We start from the raw sequence: 16,747 nt of genomic DNA on the forward strand, positions 1-16,747 counted from the left end.
GCTCAGATGTCGTCGCCGATGACGCCCGGCCACGGTGGCGCGTCCAAGCCGACGGCTTCCATGTCGTCGAGGGTGCCGACCGGGGCGCCGATGTGCATGCCTCCCGCGTCGATGGTGATCTGGCGCACGGCCTCGTCGTGGGCGGAGCCGCGGTTCTGCACGATGGCCACGGTGCGCTTGATCATCCCGGCCGTCTGGAAGTACCGCAGCGCGATGGTGACGTCGGTGAGGCTGGCCAGTTCGCGCGCGATCGAAGGTGTCTGCGCAGGTGTGAAACGGCTCATGGGGGCGGAGGTGAACAGCGTGGTGACGCGGTGCTCGCGGACGACCGCGCCCAGCGCGATCACCAGGTCGAGGAGCGCCCTCGGCGTGGCGATGCGTTCCAGCGCGGACAGGGTGTCGATGACCAAGCGCTGGGGCTCGAAATCCGCCACGGCCCGTCTGATCCGGATGAAGTAGTCCTCCAGGGAGGCCACTTCCGGGTAGTCGCACACCACCTGAAGCCGGCCGGCTTCCTCCATGCCCTCCAGGTCGATTCCCCAGCCGGCCGCGTTGCGCCTCATCTGCTCGCGGGTCTCGTCGAAGGTGAAGCCCAGGCAGCGCTCCCCCGCTGCGACACCGGTCTCCAGGAACTTCAGACTGGTCAGTGTCTTGCCGGACCCGGAGGGCCCGGACAGCAGGACGACGGCGTCCCGGTAGAACCCGCCGCCGCACATCCTGTCCAGCCCGGAGTTGCCCGAGGACACGCGGGTACTGGAGGCAGGCGCGGACGGCATGCCGAGGAAAGCGAGGGGGATGACGACGAACCCTTCGCGCGAGTCGATGGTGAACAGCCATTCCCCCGTGCGGTGCGGGGCACCGCGGAACTTGACGATCTCGACGGTCCGGCGCCGCCGTTCTCCAGTCAGCACGTTGCGCAGGACGATCACGTTGTCGACGACGAACTCCTCGACCCTGTACCGGGATACGCCGTCGTACTCGGTGTTCCGCTCGGCTGTGATGACCGAGGTGACCCCCAGCGAATTCAGCGCGGAAGCGAGCCTGTAGCTCTCCCGGCGGACGATCCCGGAGTCGGTGAACCGGGCGAACACGGCCCCCAGCGAGTCCAGCACCACGCGGGAGGCGCCGATCCGGCGGACCGCGTCTGCGATGCGGGACGTCAGCGCGCCGAAATCGAAGGCACCGATGACGGCGGCTTCCTCGTCCTTGCTCTCGGCGGCGTCGACGAACGCCCACTTCCCCTCGGCTTCCCACTGCTCGATCGGAAAGCCCAGCGAGGCGAAGTTGCGGCGGATCGCCTCCGGCGGCTCCTCGAAAGTGACGAACACCCCCGGCTGATCGTTCTTCGTGATACCGCGGGCGAGGAACTCCCCGGCAAAGATCGTCTTACCGCTGCCGGTCGTGCCGGTGACCAGGGTCGGCCTTCCCGCCGGCAGCCCCCCGATCGCCACCTGGTCGAACCCGTTGATCCCGGTGGGAACCCGCTCGACCGTGTCGCCTTCAGCCATCGCCGGCCTCCCTCTCCAGCCGGTTCTCCATCCGGACTTCCTGCGGCTCGTCCGGCAGATCCAGCGCGTACGCGACCCTCGGCGGGTCGGACAGGTCCCCGATCACCCGCAACTGCGGAAGCGGCAGCAGCCTGACCACGGTCGGCGTGGCCAGGATCCGCTGCTCCTCCGCCAGCCCGGGCCGCGCCACCACGTCCACCACTTCCAACTCGTATCCGCCCGGCAGCCGGGCCCCGGCCAGTGCGCGCAGATTCGCCTCTGCGGTGCTGGACCGCTCCGACTGCCCGGCCACATACAGGCGGAACGCGTAGTCAGTGGTCACCTGTGCGCCCCCCCCGGTCGCGTTGGAACGCGCGGGTTCCCCTGCCCGGTCACGACGACCCGCACGGCTGCCTCCGCCGCCCCGCTGTCCCCTGATGTCCATCCAGGCACCTGCCCTTGCCGGTCCGGGCAGTGCCCGGGAGCTCTCGCCAGAAACCCGCATCACCCAGCCCACATCCTCCGTCCTCTCGCCGTGACAGAGGCGGACACGAGAACCCACCCGCCGGCGGCTGCCCTGCTCTTCCACCGTGACACGGCATGCCGCCGGCCGCGAGCAGAGAGCCGCCGTGCGGTAGACCGGGCCCACGGCGTATGCCGGGCCGAGCGGTGATGCGGAGCAGGCGCGCTCTCGCGGTGGCGACTACCGATCGTCGCCCGCCTCCGCGAGCAGGGCGGTCAGGCGTTGCTCGTCGGACGCAGTGACGTGGACGCGGAAGACGGTCGCCAGGGTCTTCACCGCCTCCGGCGGCTCCAGTTCGCGCTTCTCCGTGGAGCCGTCGCGCGGGCGGAACGTCGAGAGCGTGCGGCCGTCGAGTACGACGCCCCTGTCGTCGTAGACGCGCTGGAGGAAGGGGCGCGTGACGAACGGCGAGCGGGGGTGCGTCGAGACGAAGTGGCTGGCCACCTGGTAGTCGACGGGGTAGGCGGGGCCGGGCGTGAAGGTGTGGCGGTCGAACCAGCGGCCGTCCTGCGCGCTCCATACGTGCAGAACCCAGCCCTCGGCCCCCGGCGTGACCTCCGCGTGCTCCAGCCGGTAGCGCCAGTCACCGGCCGACGCCTCGGCGCCGTCCGCCAGTTCCAGCGGTACGAGGGGGCTCATGCCGAAGCCCACGTCGCAGAGCCATGCGCGGCCCGTGCGGGGACTCTCGGCCGTCTCGACCCGCAGTACGGCGTGGGTGGCGGGTTTGATCTTGTCGGAGCCCAGCCGTACGCGGCCGATCAGCCCTGTCACGCCGAAGCCGAGCCGTTCCAGGGCGGCGGCGAAGAGCGAGACGTGCTCGAAGCAGTAGCCACCGCGACCGCCGCGCACCATCTTGTCCTGAAGTGCGGGCAGTTCGAGCGACACCCCTCGGCCGAGGACCGGGTCGAGGTTCTCGAACGGCATGGACAGCACGTGGGCCCGCTGGAGCGCGCGGAGGCTCTCCGCGGTGGGGGCGCGGTCGCCGGTGTAGCCGATCCGGTCCAGATACGGCTCCAGATGGACCTCGTCCCCGCGCCACAGGCCGCCGCTCGGGGCCGCCGCTTCCGTCATGTCCGTACCGTCCGTCCGTCTCTCGCGCGTGCACCGGCGCCGGAGGCCGTGTCGGGTCCTGCTCCGAACAGCAAACCGCCGGTGGCCGGGCATTCCCGCCGCCGTACGGAAGCCGCATGATGAGCGGCCCCGGCGGGCTCACACAGAGCGTGTCCCGTTCACAGCTCGGCGCCGATGCGGTCGGCCGTCCGCCGCAGCAGCGGGGCGAGTTCGGCCGCGCGGGCGACGTCGAGGCGGATGCTCGGAGCGGCGACCGTCACCGCCGCCACGCAGGTGCCGAAGCGGTCGCGGACGGGGACACCGACGCCGTGCACGCCCGTGACGCTCTCGTCGAAGTTGAGGGCGTAGCCGCGTGCCCGGCACACCGCGAGGTCGGCGACGAGAGCGTCCACGTCGCGGAGTGTCGTGGACGTCAGGGCGGGCAGGCCGCGGCGGTAGCGCGTGCGCGCGGCCTCGGGGGAGAGCTCGCTGAGCAGGGCCTTGCCGCCGGCCGTCCCGTAGGCGGGCACGCGGTCGCCGGTACGAGTGGCCACGCGCAGCGGGTGCGGGCCCTCGCATCCGTCCGCGAAGCGGGAGTCGGCCCCGTCCAGGACGAGGAGGTTGGTCGTCTCGCCCGCCTCGTCCCGCAGCCGGGCGAGATGGCCGTGGGCGACCTGCACCAGCGTCGGCTCGTCGACCGCTCCGCGGGTGAGGCCCAGCAGCACGGGGCCGAGGCGGTAACGGCGGCCGCCGGGCTCCTGCTCGACGAATCCGTGGCCGCGCAGCGTCGTCAGCAGCCGGTGCGCGGTGGAGCGGGCCACGCCCAGGTGGTCGCTGATGTCGGTGACGCGGGCGTGCTGATGTCCGCGGAGATAGACCAGGGCGCGCAGCGCGTTGTCGACGGAACTGGCGGCGTAGACGTCGCCTTGTCTCTCCTGCCGGCCCTGTCTTTCCGGTTCCGCACGCGGTTTTTTCGGCATAGCAGAAAACGTATCGCAACCAGTTCCGCCTACCACTCCTCGCGTCTACGTTGACCGGCGGCCCGCAGCCCGGCCGCGGCCAGGCGTCCGGCACCGCATCAACCGCTGATGGAGAACCCATGAAGGCTGTACCGGGAGACCCCTCTTCAGTCGAGCCACGTACGGACGCCCCCGAGGAAGGAGGCGGCTGGCGCTCCTGGCACACCCTGTGGGTGCTGCTGCTCCTGGGCTGGACGGTGAGCGCGGCCGACCGGGCCGTCACCGGCCCCGTCGTGACCTGGATGATCGACAACGGCGTGGGCTTCCTCGCCGACGCGGAGAATCCGCACGCGCTCGGCGGCCTCGTCGGCGGGCTCTTCTTCGCCGGCTACATGCTCACCCAGTTCCCCGGCGGCTACCTCGGCGACCGCTACGGGCACCGCACCCTCATCGTCGTCAGCCTGCTCTGGGCGGGCGTCGCGACCATCCTCACGGGCGTCATCGGCGGGCTGGTCGCGTTCATCGTCATACGCGTCGTGACCGGTCTCGGCGAGGGCGCCTTCTACTCCAACGACCGCAGCCTGATCACCGCCACCACGCCCGCGCGGCAGCGCAGCCTCGGCATGGGCGTGGTCATCACGGGGCTCGCGCTCGGCATCACCATCGCGATCGTCTTCACGCCCGAACTCGTCGAATTCGGGAAGCTGTTCCTCTCGCACGTCGAGGCCTGGCGGATGGTCTTCTGGGTGCTGGGAGCCGGGACCGTCGTGGTGGGCGTCGTCATCGCCTTCTGGTTCCGCAGTCACCTCACGCTCTCCGGGCTGAGCCGTGCGACGCTCCACCTGGGCGCCTACTCGGCCGTCTCGCTGGCACTGATCATGGGCGTGTACTGGCTGGGCACGGGCGTCGGCCTGTCCGAGCTGTGGGTCGCCCTGCTCGAAGTCGCCCTCGCCGTCGGCCTGGTGATCTTCGCGCTCGTACGCAAGGGCACGGAAGTGGGCCCGGTCATCAAGAACCGCGATCTGTTCCTGATCTACCTCGTCTACATCGCCATCCTGTGGAACCTGTGGTTCTTCAGCTTCTGGTCGGTCTCCATCGTCGCCGGTGCGGCGCACTCGTCGTTCATGAGCGCCGCTCTCACCGCGGCGTTCAACGCGGGCGCGGGCATCCTGGGCTTCCCCGCGGGCGGTTGGCTCTCGGACCACGGGCTGCGGCGCGGCTGGAGCCGCAAGAGGATGATGCTGACCTTCACCGGGGCGCAGGCCGTACTGACCATCGCGTTCGCCTGGTACCTCAGCGCCGCCGCCCGTCCGTCGCTGTGGGTCATGGGTCTGCTGCTGTTCTGCGCGAGCCTGTTCTTCAACGCGCTCCAGCCCGTCGGGCACGCCCTGACCGCCGAGATCGCACCGCAGCGGCTGCGGGGCTCGGCGTTCGGCATGCAGAACCTCATCGGGGAGACGGGCGCGGTGCTCTCTCCCGCGATCAGCGGTGTGCTGCGGGACCAGACGGGAGGCTGGGAGGCGGCGGTCTGGCTGGACACGGCGATCGTCGTCGCGGGCTTCTTCGTCCTGTCGCAGGTACGCCACCGCTCGACGGAGGCGGTGGCCCAGTGACGGCCCCAAGTCGGTGATGCCGCAGCCCGGTTGAGCCCGGGACGGGCCGCACGCCCACGCGCCCTTGGACCCTGACCAGTGCCCTTGGACCCTGACCAGCACCGACTCCGAGACGGAAGTACCGAGCACCGGCAGCCGCCGGTCCTGCCCCGACACGGCAACAGGAGTTCCCCATCCATGCCCACCGTCCGCGAGGCGGCGCTCGACGTGATGCGCCGGCACGACCTGACCACCGTGTTCGCCAACCCGGGCTCGACGGAGGTGCCCTTCCTCGCCGGCCTCCCCGACGACATCCGCTTCGTGCTCGCGCTGCACGAGGGCTCCGTCGTCGGGGCGGCCATCGGCTACGCCCTCGCGCGCGAGGCTCCCGCGCTCGCGCTGCTGCACACCACCGCGGGCCTCGGGAACGCGGTGGGAGCGCTGTCCACGGCGCGGGTCAACCGCGCGCCGCTGGTCGTGATCGTCGGGCAGCAGGACCGGCGGCACCTCGTCCAGGAGCCGTTTCTCGCAGGGCACTTGGAGCAGCTGGCCGGCGACTATCCCGTACGGACGGAGACGCCGCCGCGTGCACAGGACGTGCCCGGAGCGATCGCCAGGGCCGCGCACGCCGCCCGTACGCTGCGCGGTCCCGTGCTGGTCGTCGTCCCGATGGACGACTGGGCGCAGCCCGCCGAGGAGCTGCCGCTGCCCGCGCCCGCGGAGCTCCGCCTGCCGGGCGCCGCCGACACCGGGGCCGTACGGGAGGTCGCCGGGCTGCTGGACGGGGCCTCCGCGCCGGCGCTGGTCGTCGGGGCGGGTGCGGACCACCTCGTCACTTGGGAGGCGCTGACGCTCCTCGCGGAGCGGCGCGGCTGTCCCGTGTGGCAGGAGTCGTTCGGCGCACGGGCGGGCTTTCCGCAGGACCATCCGCTCTTCGCCGGGCATCTGCCGGCGGACCGTACGCGGCTTCGGGAGGCTCTCGGCCCGCATGACGCGGTGCTGAGCGTCGGCGCTCCCGTCTTCCGCCAATACCCGTACGAGGACGGGCCGTTGGTGCACCCGGGCACACGGCTCGCGCTCGTCACGGACGACCCAGCGGAGGCGCACCGGGCACCGGCCGATCTCGCCGTGGTGGCCGCGCTGCCCGCGTTCTGCACGGCACTGGCCGAGACCGTACGCAAGGACGACGTGGGCGTCGAGCGGGCCGGAGCCCAGGCCGCGCAGGCGCGCGCGGGCCGCGCCGCACCGCCGGACCCGCCCGGGGAGGGCGAGCCGCTGCGGGCCGCGCATGTGCTGGCGGAGCTCGCGCGGCGGCTGCCCGAGGAGACGGTGCTGGTGGAGGAGACCCCGTCCAGCCGTCCCGATCTGCACGCGCTCGTGCCGGCGCGGCGTCCGATGGGCTTCCTCAGCGCCGCGATGGGCGCGCTCGGGTTCGCGCTGCCGGCCGCGATCGGCGTACGGATGGGTGCGCCGCGGCGGCCGGTTGTGGCCGTCGTCGGCGACGGGTCGTCGCTCTACCAGATACAGGCGCTCTGGACGGCTGTGCGGTACCGGGTGGGCGTCGTCTTCGTCGTCCTCGCCAACGGCCGGTACGCGATCATGGACCGGCTCGCGGACAGACACGAAGACACCGCCCCGTGGCCCGACTTCGAGGAAGTCAGCGTCTCCGGAATGGCCAGGGCACTGGGGTGTTCCGCGCGCAGTGTCGGCGGATATGCCGAACTGCTCTCGGAATTGGACGCGCTGCTGCCCGAACTCCCCGACAGCACACGGCCACTGGTTCTCGAAGTGGCGGTGCGGGCGGACGACACGTTCCAGCCGTGACGTCCAACTGCGGCGTTCCAGTTGCGAGTTCCAGTTGTGGGTTTCGGTGGAAGGTTTCCCGCGGGGGAAAAGCCGATGGCGGCCGTCCACCGAATTGCTCGGTGAACAGGCCGCCATCCGTGCCGCAATGCGTGATCCGCTCATTCACTGATTCGGGGATTCGTTCCGCCGAATCCTCGTGCCGGCGAACCGCACCGCGCATTTATCGAGTTGTCCGCCGGCAGCGTCAGGGCTGCCGGACGGGCCTGTCAGTACGGGCCGTTGACGTTGTCGATCGAACCGTACCTGGCCGCCGCGTAATTGCACGCGGCCGCGATGTTCGCGACGGGGTCGGTCATGCTGAAGGACGTGCCCTCGACGTGGTAGGTGTCGAATGTGGGCTTGATCGTCTGGAGCAGACCCTTGGACGGTGTGCCGTTCTGGGCGTTGATGTCCCAGTTGTTGACGGCGTTCGGATTGCCGCCCGACTCCCGCATGATGTTCCGCCTGATGCCCTCATAAGTGCCGGGGATGTTCTTGGCCCTCATGACGTCCAGGGCCTCGCGGATCCACCCGTCGAGGTTGTTGCCGTACTTCTGGCCGGACGGCTGCGCCGTGCCCGCGCCGGGTGCCTCGCCGCCCTGCGACTTGGAGCCCTCGGCGCCGCCGGAGCCGCCGCCGTCGCCGGAGAGCGACAGCTTCTGGCCCGGGTGGATCAGGTCGGGGTCCGAGCCGACGACCTTGCGGTTGGCGTCGTACAGCTTGCGCCAGCCGCCCTCGGTGTCGTGGTCGCGGGCGATCGCGCTGAGGGTGTCGCCGGTCTCGACGGTGTACCTCTCGGTGCTCTTCTTCTCGGACTTCTTGGACGACTCCTTCTCGGCCTTCTTGGCCGAGTCGTCCGCGGCGGGCTTGGCGTGCTTGGCCTTCTTGCCGGAGCCGGACGACAGGTCCGGCGCGGCGCTGTCCCGGCTCAGTCCGGCCTTCGGGCCGCAGGACGGCCAGGCCTGGGGGCCCTGGCTGTCGAGCACCTTCTCGGCGACGCGGATCTGCTCTTCCTTGGTGGCCTGGTCGGCGCGCGGGGCGAACTCCGTACCGCCGTGCGCGGCCCACGTGCTCTGGCTGAACTGGAGGCCGCCGTAGTAGCCGTTGCCGGAGTTTATGGACCAGTTGCCCGTGGACTCGCACTGGGCGACCTTGTCCCAGGTGTCCACGGAGGCGGCGTGCGCGGTGCCGGTGCCGATGAAGGGAAGGGCGATTCCCGCGCCGCCCGCGGTGATTGCGAGGGAGGTGCGCGAAACTCTGCGCGAGATACGGCGATTGGGCTGACGACGGTGTCGACCGCGTCCGGACATAGTTCAGTTCCTCTCCTGCGCCTGCGAGGTGAGCTGTCGGATTCGGGCTGGAGTTGCCCGGCCGTGGCGAATGCGAGGGGGCATTCGTGTGCGGCTTCACCCCTAGCCGTGCGCTTCTCGGATGCGGAACGCGCGGCGCTTACCTTGGGTCCCCCGCTCCTGCCGGATTGGGATTGTGAGCTTTCCGCGAACCGGGCGGCAGGATTCGGCGTCCCGGTCTGCGGACCACCGCACGGGAGACGCGGTGCGGTTGCACGTTAATCAGAAGGAATTCGTCACCACAAGAAAGGCGCAGAAGCCACCGCAGGAGAAGATCACCCGAATTGGCATGTACGGGTTAACCGGCCTTGTTCCATTCTCCTTGCGGTACAAGGGAATTGAGCGGGACGGATCGAAGGCCTCGTATTCGGTGTGATGCGGGTCACGGATTTTCTGTGGTGTGAATCACGTGTTCACCGCGGTCGTCAGGCCGCTTTTCCGCCTCCGCCTCGGGACGGGGCAGGTCGACGCGGTGGTAGCGGCGCTCCGGGCGGCCCGTGGTGCCGTACCGGAGCGTGACGCGGGCGGTCCCGAGAGAGACGAAGTGCTCCAGGTAGCGGCGCGCGCTCACCCGGGACAGGCCGCTGCGCCCGGCGCACTCGGAGGCCGACAGGCCGCCGGGGTCGGTCTCCGCCTCCAGCGTGGCGCGGACCAGGGCGGCCGTCTGCTCGGTGAGGCCCTTGGGCAGCCGCGCCGGGCCGGCGGGGCCGGGCCCCGCCGGGTGCGGGTGGGGTGCGCCGGGGGCGGCGGTACGGGAGGCGTCGGCGCCGCCGGGGCCGAATTGGGCGGCGTGGCCGGCGGAGTCCGCCGTGCCTGCCGTGCCTGCCGTGCCTGCCGGTGCCGCGTCGCCCGGAGCGCCCGCGGGGTCCGCCGTATCGGCGAACAGCCGGTCCACATCGCCTTGTTCGGGCTTCTGGAGGGCGGCCAGCGCCGCCCGGCGCTCCGCGTAGCGGCTCAGCCGCTCCTTCAGCAACTGCCCCTCGAAGGGCTTGATGATGTACTGCACGGCTCCGCCGCGCTGTGCCCCCCGTACGGTCTCGGCGTCGCGGGCGGCGGTGACGACCAGCACGTCCGGGCCCTCCTCGGGGGCCGCGGTTCCGCGCAGCTCCCGCAGGACCTCCAGGCCGGGCACGTCGGGGAGGTACATGTCGAGCAGCACGAGGTCCGGGCGCAGCTCGCGGACGGCCGCCAGCGCCTCGGTGCCGCTGTGCACGGCTCCCGCCACCGTGAAGCCGGGCACCTGCTCGACGAGGGTGCTGTGCAGCCGGGCCACCATGAAGTCGTCGTCGACGACGAGCACACGGATCACGGCTGCCTCCTCTTCGGGCCGGGCGGGCTGTTGCGGGTGTTCAGGCGGGTCGCGCGGGACGGACCTGGCGGATTGGACGGGCCGCACGTACTGCGCGTACTGGACGAGTGGACGGACGCAGGAAACCATGCCCGACGCCGCGCCCGTGCACCAAGGGCCCGGAACGGAGGCTTCTGAACCGAGGCTTCTGAACGGAGGCTTGAGGTGGGATTCGGCACGGAAGGCCCGGCCCGGCTCACGCCGTCCGCAGGGGCCGCACCGGGTCACAGCCCCCGGTACGTGACCCCCGTCAGCCGCTCCGAGGCCGCCCACAGCTGCGCCGCCGCGATGTCGTTGCGCGCCCACGGCGCCCGCCACGCCGGCCCCGGACCACCCCGCACCCCCAGGATGCGCGGCCCGTAGAAGGAGTCGCCCTGCACATACGGCGCCGTCGCCGCGTACAGGACGGGAGCCGCGCCCTGGTCGGCCGAGGCGCCGACCGCGTCCGTGAACAGCCGCGTGAGCCGTTCACGCCGCGGCTGCCCGGCCAGCCGCGGGCCCTTGGCCTGCAACTCGGTGCGGGCGTAGCCGGGATGTGCGGCCGTGGCGGTCAGATCGAGACCCTTGCTGTCGGCACGGTGCGCCAGCTCCCGGACGAAGAGCAGGCCGGCGGTCTTCGACGCGCCGTACGCCGCCATGGGGCGGTAGCGGCGTGCGCTGCCGAGATCGCTCATGTCGATGTTGGACATCACGTGCGCCATGCTGGCGACGGTCACCACGCGCGCACCCGGCGCGGCCAGCAGCCGCTCCAACAGCAGCCCCGTCAGGGCGAAATGGCCGAGGTGGTTCACGCCGAACTGCATCTCGAAGCCGTCGGCGGTACGCGCGTACGGCACCGCCATCAGCCCCGCGTTGTTGATCAGCAGATCGATGCTCCCGTGGGGCAGCGTCCGGGCGAACTCCCTTACGGACGACAGATCCGCGAGGTCCAGCATGCGCAACTCGGCGCGGGCCTCGGGCACTTGGGAGAGCAGCCGGTCCAGGGCCGACGCGCCGCGCTGCTCGCTGCGGCACGCGAGCACCACGCTCGCCCCGCGGCGCGCCAGTTCGCGCGCAGTGACATATCCGATGCCGCTGTTGGCTCCCGTCACCACCGCGGTACGACCGCTCTGGTCGGGAATGCTGCGCGCTGTCCAGCTCATGCGACTCAGCGTATGGCGGCCCGGCGCACCGCGCGAGAGAGCGGCCGGAGGACTGGCGCCGGGAAACCGCACCCCGGAGGGCCCGCGTGCCCCTCGGACTGCTCAGGCTCCCCGTGGCTCTCGGACGCCCCCGGGCTCACGGGCTCCCCCCGCTTCACCACCCTTCCTGCTGTCCCGGCAGCCCGCCGTGGTGGACGAGCAGCGCGGAGGTCACCGCGTCCGGGAATTCGGCGTTGGCCAGATGCGCCGCCCCCGCGACCTCGACCAGCGCGGCTCCGGGGATGCCGTCGGTGATCTCGCGGGCGTGCGCGGGCGGAGTGGCCGGATCGAGGCGCCCCGCGACGGCGAGGGTGGGTACCGTCACCTCGGCCAGCCGGTCGCGCAGGTCGAACGCCGCGAGGGCGTCGCAGCACGCCGCGTACCCGGCCGCGTCCGTGCAGCGCAGGTCCTCGATCAAGGCCGTACCGTGCGGCGTGCATTCGAATTCGGCCGCGAACCACACCCCGGGACGCGACGCGATCATGCACTCGGTTCCCTGCGCCCGTACGGCCGCCGCCCGCTCACGCCAGGCGGCGGGCTCGCCGAAGCGGGCCGAGGAGCAGACCAGGGAGAGCGCGGTGAGCCGCTCGGGGTGGTGCACCGCGAGGTGCAGGCCCACGGCGCCGCCGAGCGAGACCCCGGCGTAGGCGAACTCGTCCCAGCCCTGCGCGTCGGCGGCGCGGAGCACGAGCTCGGCGAGGTGGCCGACGGTCGCGGAGCCGTCGGTCGGGATCAGCTCGCTGGAGGAGCCCGCCATCGGCTCGGCGGGGGAGGCCCCGTGACCGGGCAGGTCCCAGCGCAGCACGTGGTGGGTGCGGATCAGCGCGGGCAGCTGGGGTTCCCAGACCGCCAGGGAGGTGCCCAGCGACGGGCCCAGGATCATCGGCTTGCCGTCCGCGGGACCGTCCAGCCGGTGGTACGGGAGCGGGGCCATGCCGGCCGCGGCGGATGCGGTCACGGTGATCTCTCCGGGACTTCGTGAGCTGCGAGGCGCGCCGCGTTCGTCGTCTCCGGGCGACGCGGGAGATGGGATTCCGATGCCGATGGTCTGTCACCGCTCTCCGGTGTCGTGGCCTGTGTCTTCCCCGGTGACGGGCCGGGGCGCCGCCCCGGGTGCCTGCGACGGCGCCGCCCCCGTGCTCTGCGCCTTCCCCGCCGGAGTGGTGTGCACGCGCGCGGGTCCGCGCCGCAGCGCGCGGTCGGTCAGGGCGGGCGCCGATCCCGTGTAGTGCGTGGGGTCCGTGAGGTCCCGCAGCCGTTCCCCGGACAGCATCTCGCGCAGGGCCGGCTCTTCCTCCTCCAGGGCCTCGTCCAGCGTGATGCCCTCGTCGACGGCCTTCCGCGAGGCGGCGTCGAGGAGCTTGCGCGCCCGTGCCCGGCCGAGGAGCGGCCCGAGGGCGACGGTGAAGCGTTCGCTGACGATGAGTCCCTCGGTGAGGGCGAGGTGTTCGTGCATGCGGTAAGGGAAGACCTGGAGCCCCTCGGCGAGTTCGGCCGCCGCGTGCGCCGCGCCGCCGGTCAGCCGCAGGAGTTCGCGCACGGGCTGCCACTCCGCGTGCCAGGCCCCCGCGGGCCGTTCGTCCTCGGCGGCCAGCGACGACAGCAGCGTCGCGGCGAGGGCGGGCGCCTGCCGCGCGGACGCCGCGATGAGCGTGGCCCGTACGGGATTGGTCTTGTGCGGCATCGCGGACGAGCTGCCGCCTCCGCCCTCGCCCACCTCGCCGACCTCGCTCCGCGAGAGCACCAGCACGTCCGCGGCGAACTTGCCCAGCGCGCCGCACGCGAACGCGCACGCCGAGCCGAGGTCGGCCACGGGCGTGCGCAGGGTGTGCCACGGCAGGGCGGGTTCGGCGAGGGGGAGTTCGCGGGCGTACGCGGCGAGCAGCCGCAGACCCAGGTCGGTGGCGGGGACGCCGTGTGCCGCACCGTCCGGGGACTCGGCCTCCGGGCCGTGGCTGCCGGGCCCCGTCCGCGGCGCCGTCCTCGGCCCCGGCCCCCGTCCCGTCCCCGTACCGTCGCCGTCGGACGCGGCGGCGTCCGCCTCGGCGTAGGCGGCGAACGCCGCGAGCGTGCCCGCGGCGCCGCCCAGTTGGACCGGAAGCGCCGCCCGTGCCGCCGAGAGCCGGTCGTGGGCGTCCAGCACCAGGCTGCGCCAGCCCGCGACCTTGAGCCCGAAGGTCGTGGGCACGGCGTGCTGGGTCAGCGTCCGCCCCGGCATGGGGGTGCCGCGGTGCTCCGCGGCGACCATGGCCAGCTCCCGCGCGGTGCGGTCCAGGTCGGGGAGCACCGCGTCGAGCGTGCGGGCGGCGACGAGCATCAGCGCGGTGTCGAGGATGTCCTGGCTGGTGGCGCCCCTGTGCACATACGGCGCCGCCTCCCGCCCGACGGCGTCCGTCAGGTCCGCGACCAGCGGGATCACCGGATTCCCGCCCGAGCGGGCACGCAGCGCCAGCCCCCGTACGTCGAACCGGTCCGCGCGGGCCGCCTCCGTGACCGCCGACGCGACGGCACCCGGCGCCATGCCCAGCTCCGCCTGCGCCCGGGTCAGGGCGGCCTCGGCGTCCAGCAGCGCCTGGAGCACCGCGGCGTCGCCGGTGCCGGACTCGGCGGCCGAGCCCGCCCGGGCCGGGGCCAGCAGACCGACGTCCTCCGGGCGGGGGCCGGGGTCCGGCCCGGGGCCCGGGTCAGTGGAAGTCAAGAAAAACCGTCTCCTTCTCGCCCTGAAGCCGGATGTCGAAGCGGTACGAGCCTGTGGCACGTTCAGCCGTTGCCACCAGGGTCTCGCGCCGCTCTGCGTCGAGCGAGGCGAGGAGCGGATCGTCGGCGTGCGCTTGAGTGTCCTCCGGAAAGTACACGCGGGTGAAGAGGTGGTGCAGCAGTCCGCGCGCGAAGACACACACACTGATGTACGGGGCGTGTCCCGGGCGCCCGCCGGGCCTGAGCGTACGGGCCGCCCAGTGGCCGTCCGCGTCCGTCGCCACACGTGCGAAGCCCGTGAAGTCCACGCCGTTGCGGCCGAGATGGCCGCCGTCGACGGGATCGCGCCGCATGGAACCCGGCGCCCCCGAGAGATCCCCGTCCGGGTCGGCCTGCCACAGCTCGATCAGGGCGTCGGGCACGGGCGCGCCCGACCCGTCGTGGACGACGCCGTGCACCGTGACCGTGTCCCCGTGGCCCGTGGGGGCGACGTCCCCGCCGCCGGGGAAGGGCAGGGCGTAGCCGTAGAAGGGGCCCACCGTGTGGGACGGGGTCGGCTGGAGGGACGCGGGCCCCGGGCCCGGCGCCTGCGCCTCCGTCTGCGTCCCCTGCTTCCTCTGCCCGGTCTGCTCCGTCATCAGCGGCCCTCCTCGATCCACGTGGCGGACGGTCCGTCGAGCACGATGTCCCAGCGGTAGCCCAGCGACCACTCGGAGCGGGACAGCTCGTGGTCGTACGCCGCCACCAGCGCCTGCCGCGCCGACTCGTCGGTGACGGACTGGAGGATCGGGTCGTGGGCGAAGAGCGGGTCGCCCGGGAAGTACATCTGGGTCACCAGGCGCTGCGTGAACGCGCTGCCGAAGAGCGAGAAGTGCAGGTGGGCGGGGCGCCAGGCGTTCTCGTGGTTGCGCCAGGGGTAGGCGCCGGGCTTGATCGTCGTGAAGGTGTAGCCGCCGTCGTCGTCGGTCAGAGTGCGTCCGACGCCGGTGAAGTTGGGGTCGAGCGGCGCGGGGTGCTGGTCGCGCATATGGGCGTAACGGCCGGCCGCGTTCGCCTGCCACAGCTCGATCAGCTGGCCGCGCACGGGCCGTCCCGCGCGGTCCAGGAGCCGGCCGGAGACGGTGATCCGCTCGCCGAGGGGCTCTCCGGTGTGCCGCCGGGTGAGGTCGTTGTCGGTGTCGGTCACATCGGTGGGGCCGAAGACGGGTGTGTGCAGCTCGACGGTCTCCGGGTCGGCCTTGACGGGGACGAGCGGCTGCTTCGGGTGGCGCAGCACGCTGCTGCGGTACGGCGCGTAGTCGCGCGAGGGGTGGTGGGCGGCGGGGGCTCCGGCGGCGCGTGACCTCTCGTACGCATCGCGCAGTTCGGCGACCTCGCGGTCGATGTCTCGCTGGGTGAGGGGCATGGACGCACTCCTGTCTGCCTCGCGCGGCGGTGCGCGGGCCGGTGACGACTGGCGGAGACGACGGTTCGATTGCGATTGCTCAGTATGCTGAGTATTTCTGCGGGGGAGTTTCTGACGCTGCCACTCGCGCACAGGTGCGTCAAGAGACTGGAAGCGCCTAGGGAGAGCGAGTACAGCCCTCGACACCCGGTGCCGTCAGCCGCGAGAATCAGTCAGTACACGATCGAAAATCGTGGGCGGGCGAAGCACGTCGTGGCCGGTGGTCGTGGGCCGTGCGAGGCGCACGGAGCGTGGAGCGGAGAGGGCGAATGGCGGCGGTCGATCTCAGAACACACCCGGGGCATCTCGCCCGCCGGCTCCAGCAGGCGCACTCGCTGCTGTGGGGCGCGATGGTCTCGGAGGAGACGACGTCGCCGCAGTTCGCGGTGCTCAACGCGCTGGAGGAGAAGCCCGGCATGGACCAGCGCACCCTCAGCGAGCACGTCCATCTCGACCGCTCCACCATCGCCGACCTCGTGGCGCGCCTCGCCGGACGGAAGCTGGTCGAGCGGGTGCGCGACCCGGAGGACGGGCGGCGCAACGTACTGAAGCTGACGGACGACGGCCGCCGGCTGCATCGGAGGCTCGTCACGCGGACCGCGCGGATGAACCGCGTCTTCCTCGCACCGCTCGACTCCGCCGAGCAGGAGACCCTGCTCCGGCTCATCGCGAGGGTCGCGGAGGCGGCGGAGGAACTGCGGGGCTGAAGCCCGCGGCGCGAACGCCGGCCCGAACATCGCGGCCGGGCCCCGGGGTCGGGCCCGCGGAGCGCGTCCACGCGGCTGAGAGCGCGCGCCCTCGCGGCGCCGACGGCGAGGGCGCGCGCGGCTCATTCGGTACCGGAGCGGCTCAGCGTGTGCGGGAGTCGAAGACCGGCACGCTCACGGCGTCGTCGTCCAGGCAGTGCCCCGTGCGCAGGTCGAACCGCTGCTTCAGCAGGGGAGAGGCCACGAAGGGCGAGTGGCCCGTGCCGCCCGGCGCCGAGCCGAGCAGCCCGCGCGAGAGGACGTAGGCGCCGGTGAACGGGTCGCGGTTGCCGATGACGTACGTACGGCCCGCGCGGTCCATGAAGACCGCGGCCTGCGAACCGTCCCGCAGCAGGGCCGCCACGCCGCGCCCCGGAACGAGGTCCCCCAGGCGGCACACCGCGAACCAGCCCTGTGCGTCGCGTACTTCGACACGGCGGGCCGCGGTGGCACCTGCTGCCGTGGTGCTGTCCGCGGACGCGGTCTCCGTGCCGGTCTGTGTGTCCGCCGCGAGAGCCGTCATCGT

General features: G+C 72.3%; 15 protein-coding genes and 1 riboswitch. Of the genes, 3 read left to right on the top strand and 12 right to left on the bottom strand.

Features of this window, described 5'->3' with window-relative positions:
• Nucleotides 1-2: 2 nt before the first annotated feature.
• The 4 genes from kaiC to QQM67_RS05095 all read right to left on the bottom strand — a co-directional run bounded on the left by kaiC (nt 3) and on the right by QQM67_RS05095 (nt 4,040).
• Nucleotides 3-1,508: a circadian clock protein KaiC gene (gene kaiC, locus QQM67_RS05080; protein WP_314172377.1), complete on the bottom strand. Its 1,506-nt coding sequence runs from the start codon at nt 1,506-1,508 to the stop codon at nt 3-5.
• Nucleotides 1,501-1,830: a circadian clock KaiB family protein gene (locus tag QQM67_RS05085; protein ID WP_314172378.1), complete on the bottom strand. Its 330-nt coding sequence runs from the start codon at nt 1,828-1,830 to the stop codon at nt 1,501-1,503. The genes kaiC and QQM67_RS05085 overlap by 8 nt, the downstream gene beginning before the upstream one ends.
• 360 nt (nt 1,831-2,190) lie before the next feature.
• Nucleotides 2,191-3,081, bottom strand: a complete 891-nt coding sequence (locus tag QQM67_RS05090) for an arylamine N-acetyltransferase family protein (protein ID WP_314172379.1) — start codon at nt 3,079-3,081, stop codon at nt 2,191-2,193.
• Nucleotides 3,082-3,239: 158 nt separating this feature from the next.
• Nucleotides 3,240-4,040: an IclR family transcriptional regulator gene (locus tag QQM67_RS05095; RefSeq protein ID WP_314172380.1), complete on the bottom strand. Its 801-nt coding sequence runs from the start codon at nt 4,038-4,040 to the stop codon at nt 3,240-3,242.
• Nucleotides 4,041-4,159: 119 nt separating this feature from the next.
• Here QQM67_RS05095 and QQM67_RS05100 point away from each other — a divergent pair, with 119 nt between their 5' ends.
• Both QQM67_RS05100 and QQM67_RS05105 read left to right on the top strand, forming a co-directional pair.
• On the top strand, nt 4,160-5,632 hold the full coding sequence (locus QQM67_RS05100; protein ID WP_314172381.1) for an MFS transporter: 1,473 nt from the start codon (nt 4,160-4,162) through the stop codon (nt 5,630-5,632).
• A 177-nt stretch (nt 5,633-5,809) separates the two neighbouring features.
• Complete coding sequence (locus tag QQM67_RS05105) at nt 5,810-7,435, top strand: thiamine pyrophosphate-dependent enzyme (RefSeq protein WP_314172382.1); 1,626 nt, start codon at nt 5,810-5,812, stop codon at nt 7,433-7,435.
• A 248-nt stretch (nt 7,436-7,683) separates the two neighbouring features.
• On the opposite strand, the gene QQM67_RS05110 is transcribed toward QQM67_RS05105, so the two are convergent.
• The 7 genes from QQM67_RS05110 to pcaH form a co-directional block, all read right to left on the bottom strand.
• Nucleotides 7,684-8,625: a transglycosylase family protein gene (locus tag QQM67_RS05110; RefSeq protein ID WP_314172383.1), complete on the bottom strand. Its 942-nt coding sequence runs from the start codon at nt 8,623-8,625 to the stop codon at nt 7,684-7,686.
• 146 nt (nt 8,626-8,771) lie between these two features.
• A riboswitch (cyclic di-AMP (ydaO/yuaA leader) is annotated at nt 8,772-8,950 on the bottom strand.
• A gap of 237 nt (nt 8,951-9,187) precedes the next feature.
• Complete coding sequence (locus QQM67_RS05115) at nt 9,188-10,114, bottom strand: response regulator transcription factor (protein ID WP_314172384.1); 927 nt, start codon at nt 10,112-10,114, stop codon at nt 9,188-9,190.
• Between the two features lie 263 nt (nt 10,115-10,377).
• Nucleotides 10,378-11,295, bottom strand: coding sequence for an oxidoreductase (locus QQM67_RS05120; protein WP_314172385.1), 918 nt, complete (start codon nt 11,293-11,295; stop codon nt 10,378-10,380).
• Between the two features lie 154 nt (nt 11,296-11,449).
• On the bottom strand, nt 11,450-12,292 hold the full coding sequence (locus QQM67_RS05125; protein ID WP_314172386.1) for an alpha/beta fold hydrolase: 843 nt from the start codon (nt 12,290-12,292) through the stop codon (nt 11,450-11,452).
• Nucleotides 12,293-12,385: 93 nt separating this feature from the next.
• A complete protein-coding gene (locus QQM67_RS05130) occupies nt 12,386-14,032 on the bottom strand; it encodes a lyase family protein (protein ID WP_314172387.1) in 1,647 nt (548 codons plus the stop codon).
• The gene (gene pcaG / locus QQM67_RS05135; protein WP_314172388.1) at nt 14,019-14,669 is read right to left on the bottom strand and encodes a protocatechuate 3,4-dioxygenase subunit alpha; all 651 of its coding nucleotides are present in this window, start codon (nt 14,667-14,669) and stop codon (nt 14,019-14,021) included. The genes QQM67_RS05130 and pcaG overlap by 14 nt, the downstream gene beginning before the upstream one ends.
• Nucleotides 14,669-15,436: a protocatechuate 3,4-dioxygenase subunit beta gene (gene pcaH, locus QQM67_RS05140; protein ID WP_314172389.1), complete on the bottom strand. Its 768-nt coding sequence runs from the start codon at nt 15,434-15,436 to the stop codon at nt 14,669-14,671. The genes pcaG and pcaH overlap by 1 nt, the downstream gene beginning before the upstream one ends.
• A 308-nt stretch (nt 15,437-15,744) precedes the next feature.
• Here pcaH and QQM67_RS05145 point away from each other — a divergent pair, with 308 nt between their 5' ends.
• Nucleotides 15,745-16,182, top strand: a complete 438-nt coding sequence (locus QQM67_RS05145) for a MarR family winged helix-turn-helix transcriptional regulator (RefSeq protein WP_314172390.1) — start codon at nt 15,745-15,747, stop codon at nt 16,180-16,182.
• 142 nt (nt 16,183-16,324) lie between these two features.
• Here QQM67_RS05145 and QQM67_RS05150 read toward each other — a convergent pair whose 3' ends face one another.
• The gene (locus QQM67_RS05150; RefSeq protein ID WP_399065778.1) at nt 16,325-16,744 is read right to left on the bottom strand and encodes a nitrite reductase (NAD(P)H) small subunit; all 420 of its coding nucleotides are present in this window, start codon (nt 16,742-16,744) and stop codon (nt 16,325-16,327) included.
• Nucleotides 16,745-16,747 lie beyond the last annotated feature (3 nt).

Origin of the sequence: Streptomyces winkii, assembly GCF_032248595.1 — a bacterium.
Lineage (GTDB): Bacteria > Actinomycetota > Actinomycetes > Streptomycetales > Streptomycetaceae > Streptomyces > Streptomyces winkii.

Coding starts and splice junctions, on each gene's coding strand:
- pcaH (WP_314172389.1), bottom strand. CDS start 15,436: ATGCCCCTCACCCAGCGAGACATCGACCGCGAGGTCGCCGAACTGCGC.
- QQM67_RS05090 (WP_314172379.1), bottom strand. CDS start 3,081: ATGACGGAAGCGGCGGCCCCGAGCGGCGGCCTGTGGCGCGGGGACGAG.
- QQM67_RS05105 (WP_314172382.1), top strand. CDS start 5,810: ATGCCCACCGTCCGCGAGGCGGCGCTCGACGTGATGCGCCGGCACGAC.
- QQM67_RS05095 (WP_314172380.1), bottom strand. CDS start 4,040: ATGCCGAAAAAACCGCGTGCGGAACCGGAAAGACAGGGCCGGCAGGAG.
- QQM67_RS05120 (WP_314172385.1), bottom strand. CDS start 11,295: ATGAGCTGGACAGCGCGCAGCATTCCCGACCAGAGCGGTCGTACCGCG.
- QQM67_RS05145 (WP_314172390.1), top strand. CDS start 15,745: ATGGCGGCGGTCGATCTCAGAACACACCCGGGGCATCTCGCCCGCCGG.
- QQM67_RS05100 (WP_314172381.1), top strand. CDS start 4,160: ATGAAGGCTGTACCGGGAGACCCCTCTTCAGTCGAGCCACGTACGGAC.
- QQM67_RS05150 (WP_399065778.1), bottom strand. CDS start 16,744: ATGACGGCTCTCGCGGCGGACACACAGACCGGCACGGAGACCGCGTCC.
- pcaG (WP_314172388.1), bottom strand. CDS start 14,669: ATGACGGAGCAGACCGGGCAGAGGAAGCAGGGGACGCAGACGGAGGCG.
- kaiC (WP_314172377.1), bottom strand. CDS start 1,508: ATGGCTGAAGGCGACACGGTCGAGCGGGTTCCCACCGGGATCAACGGG.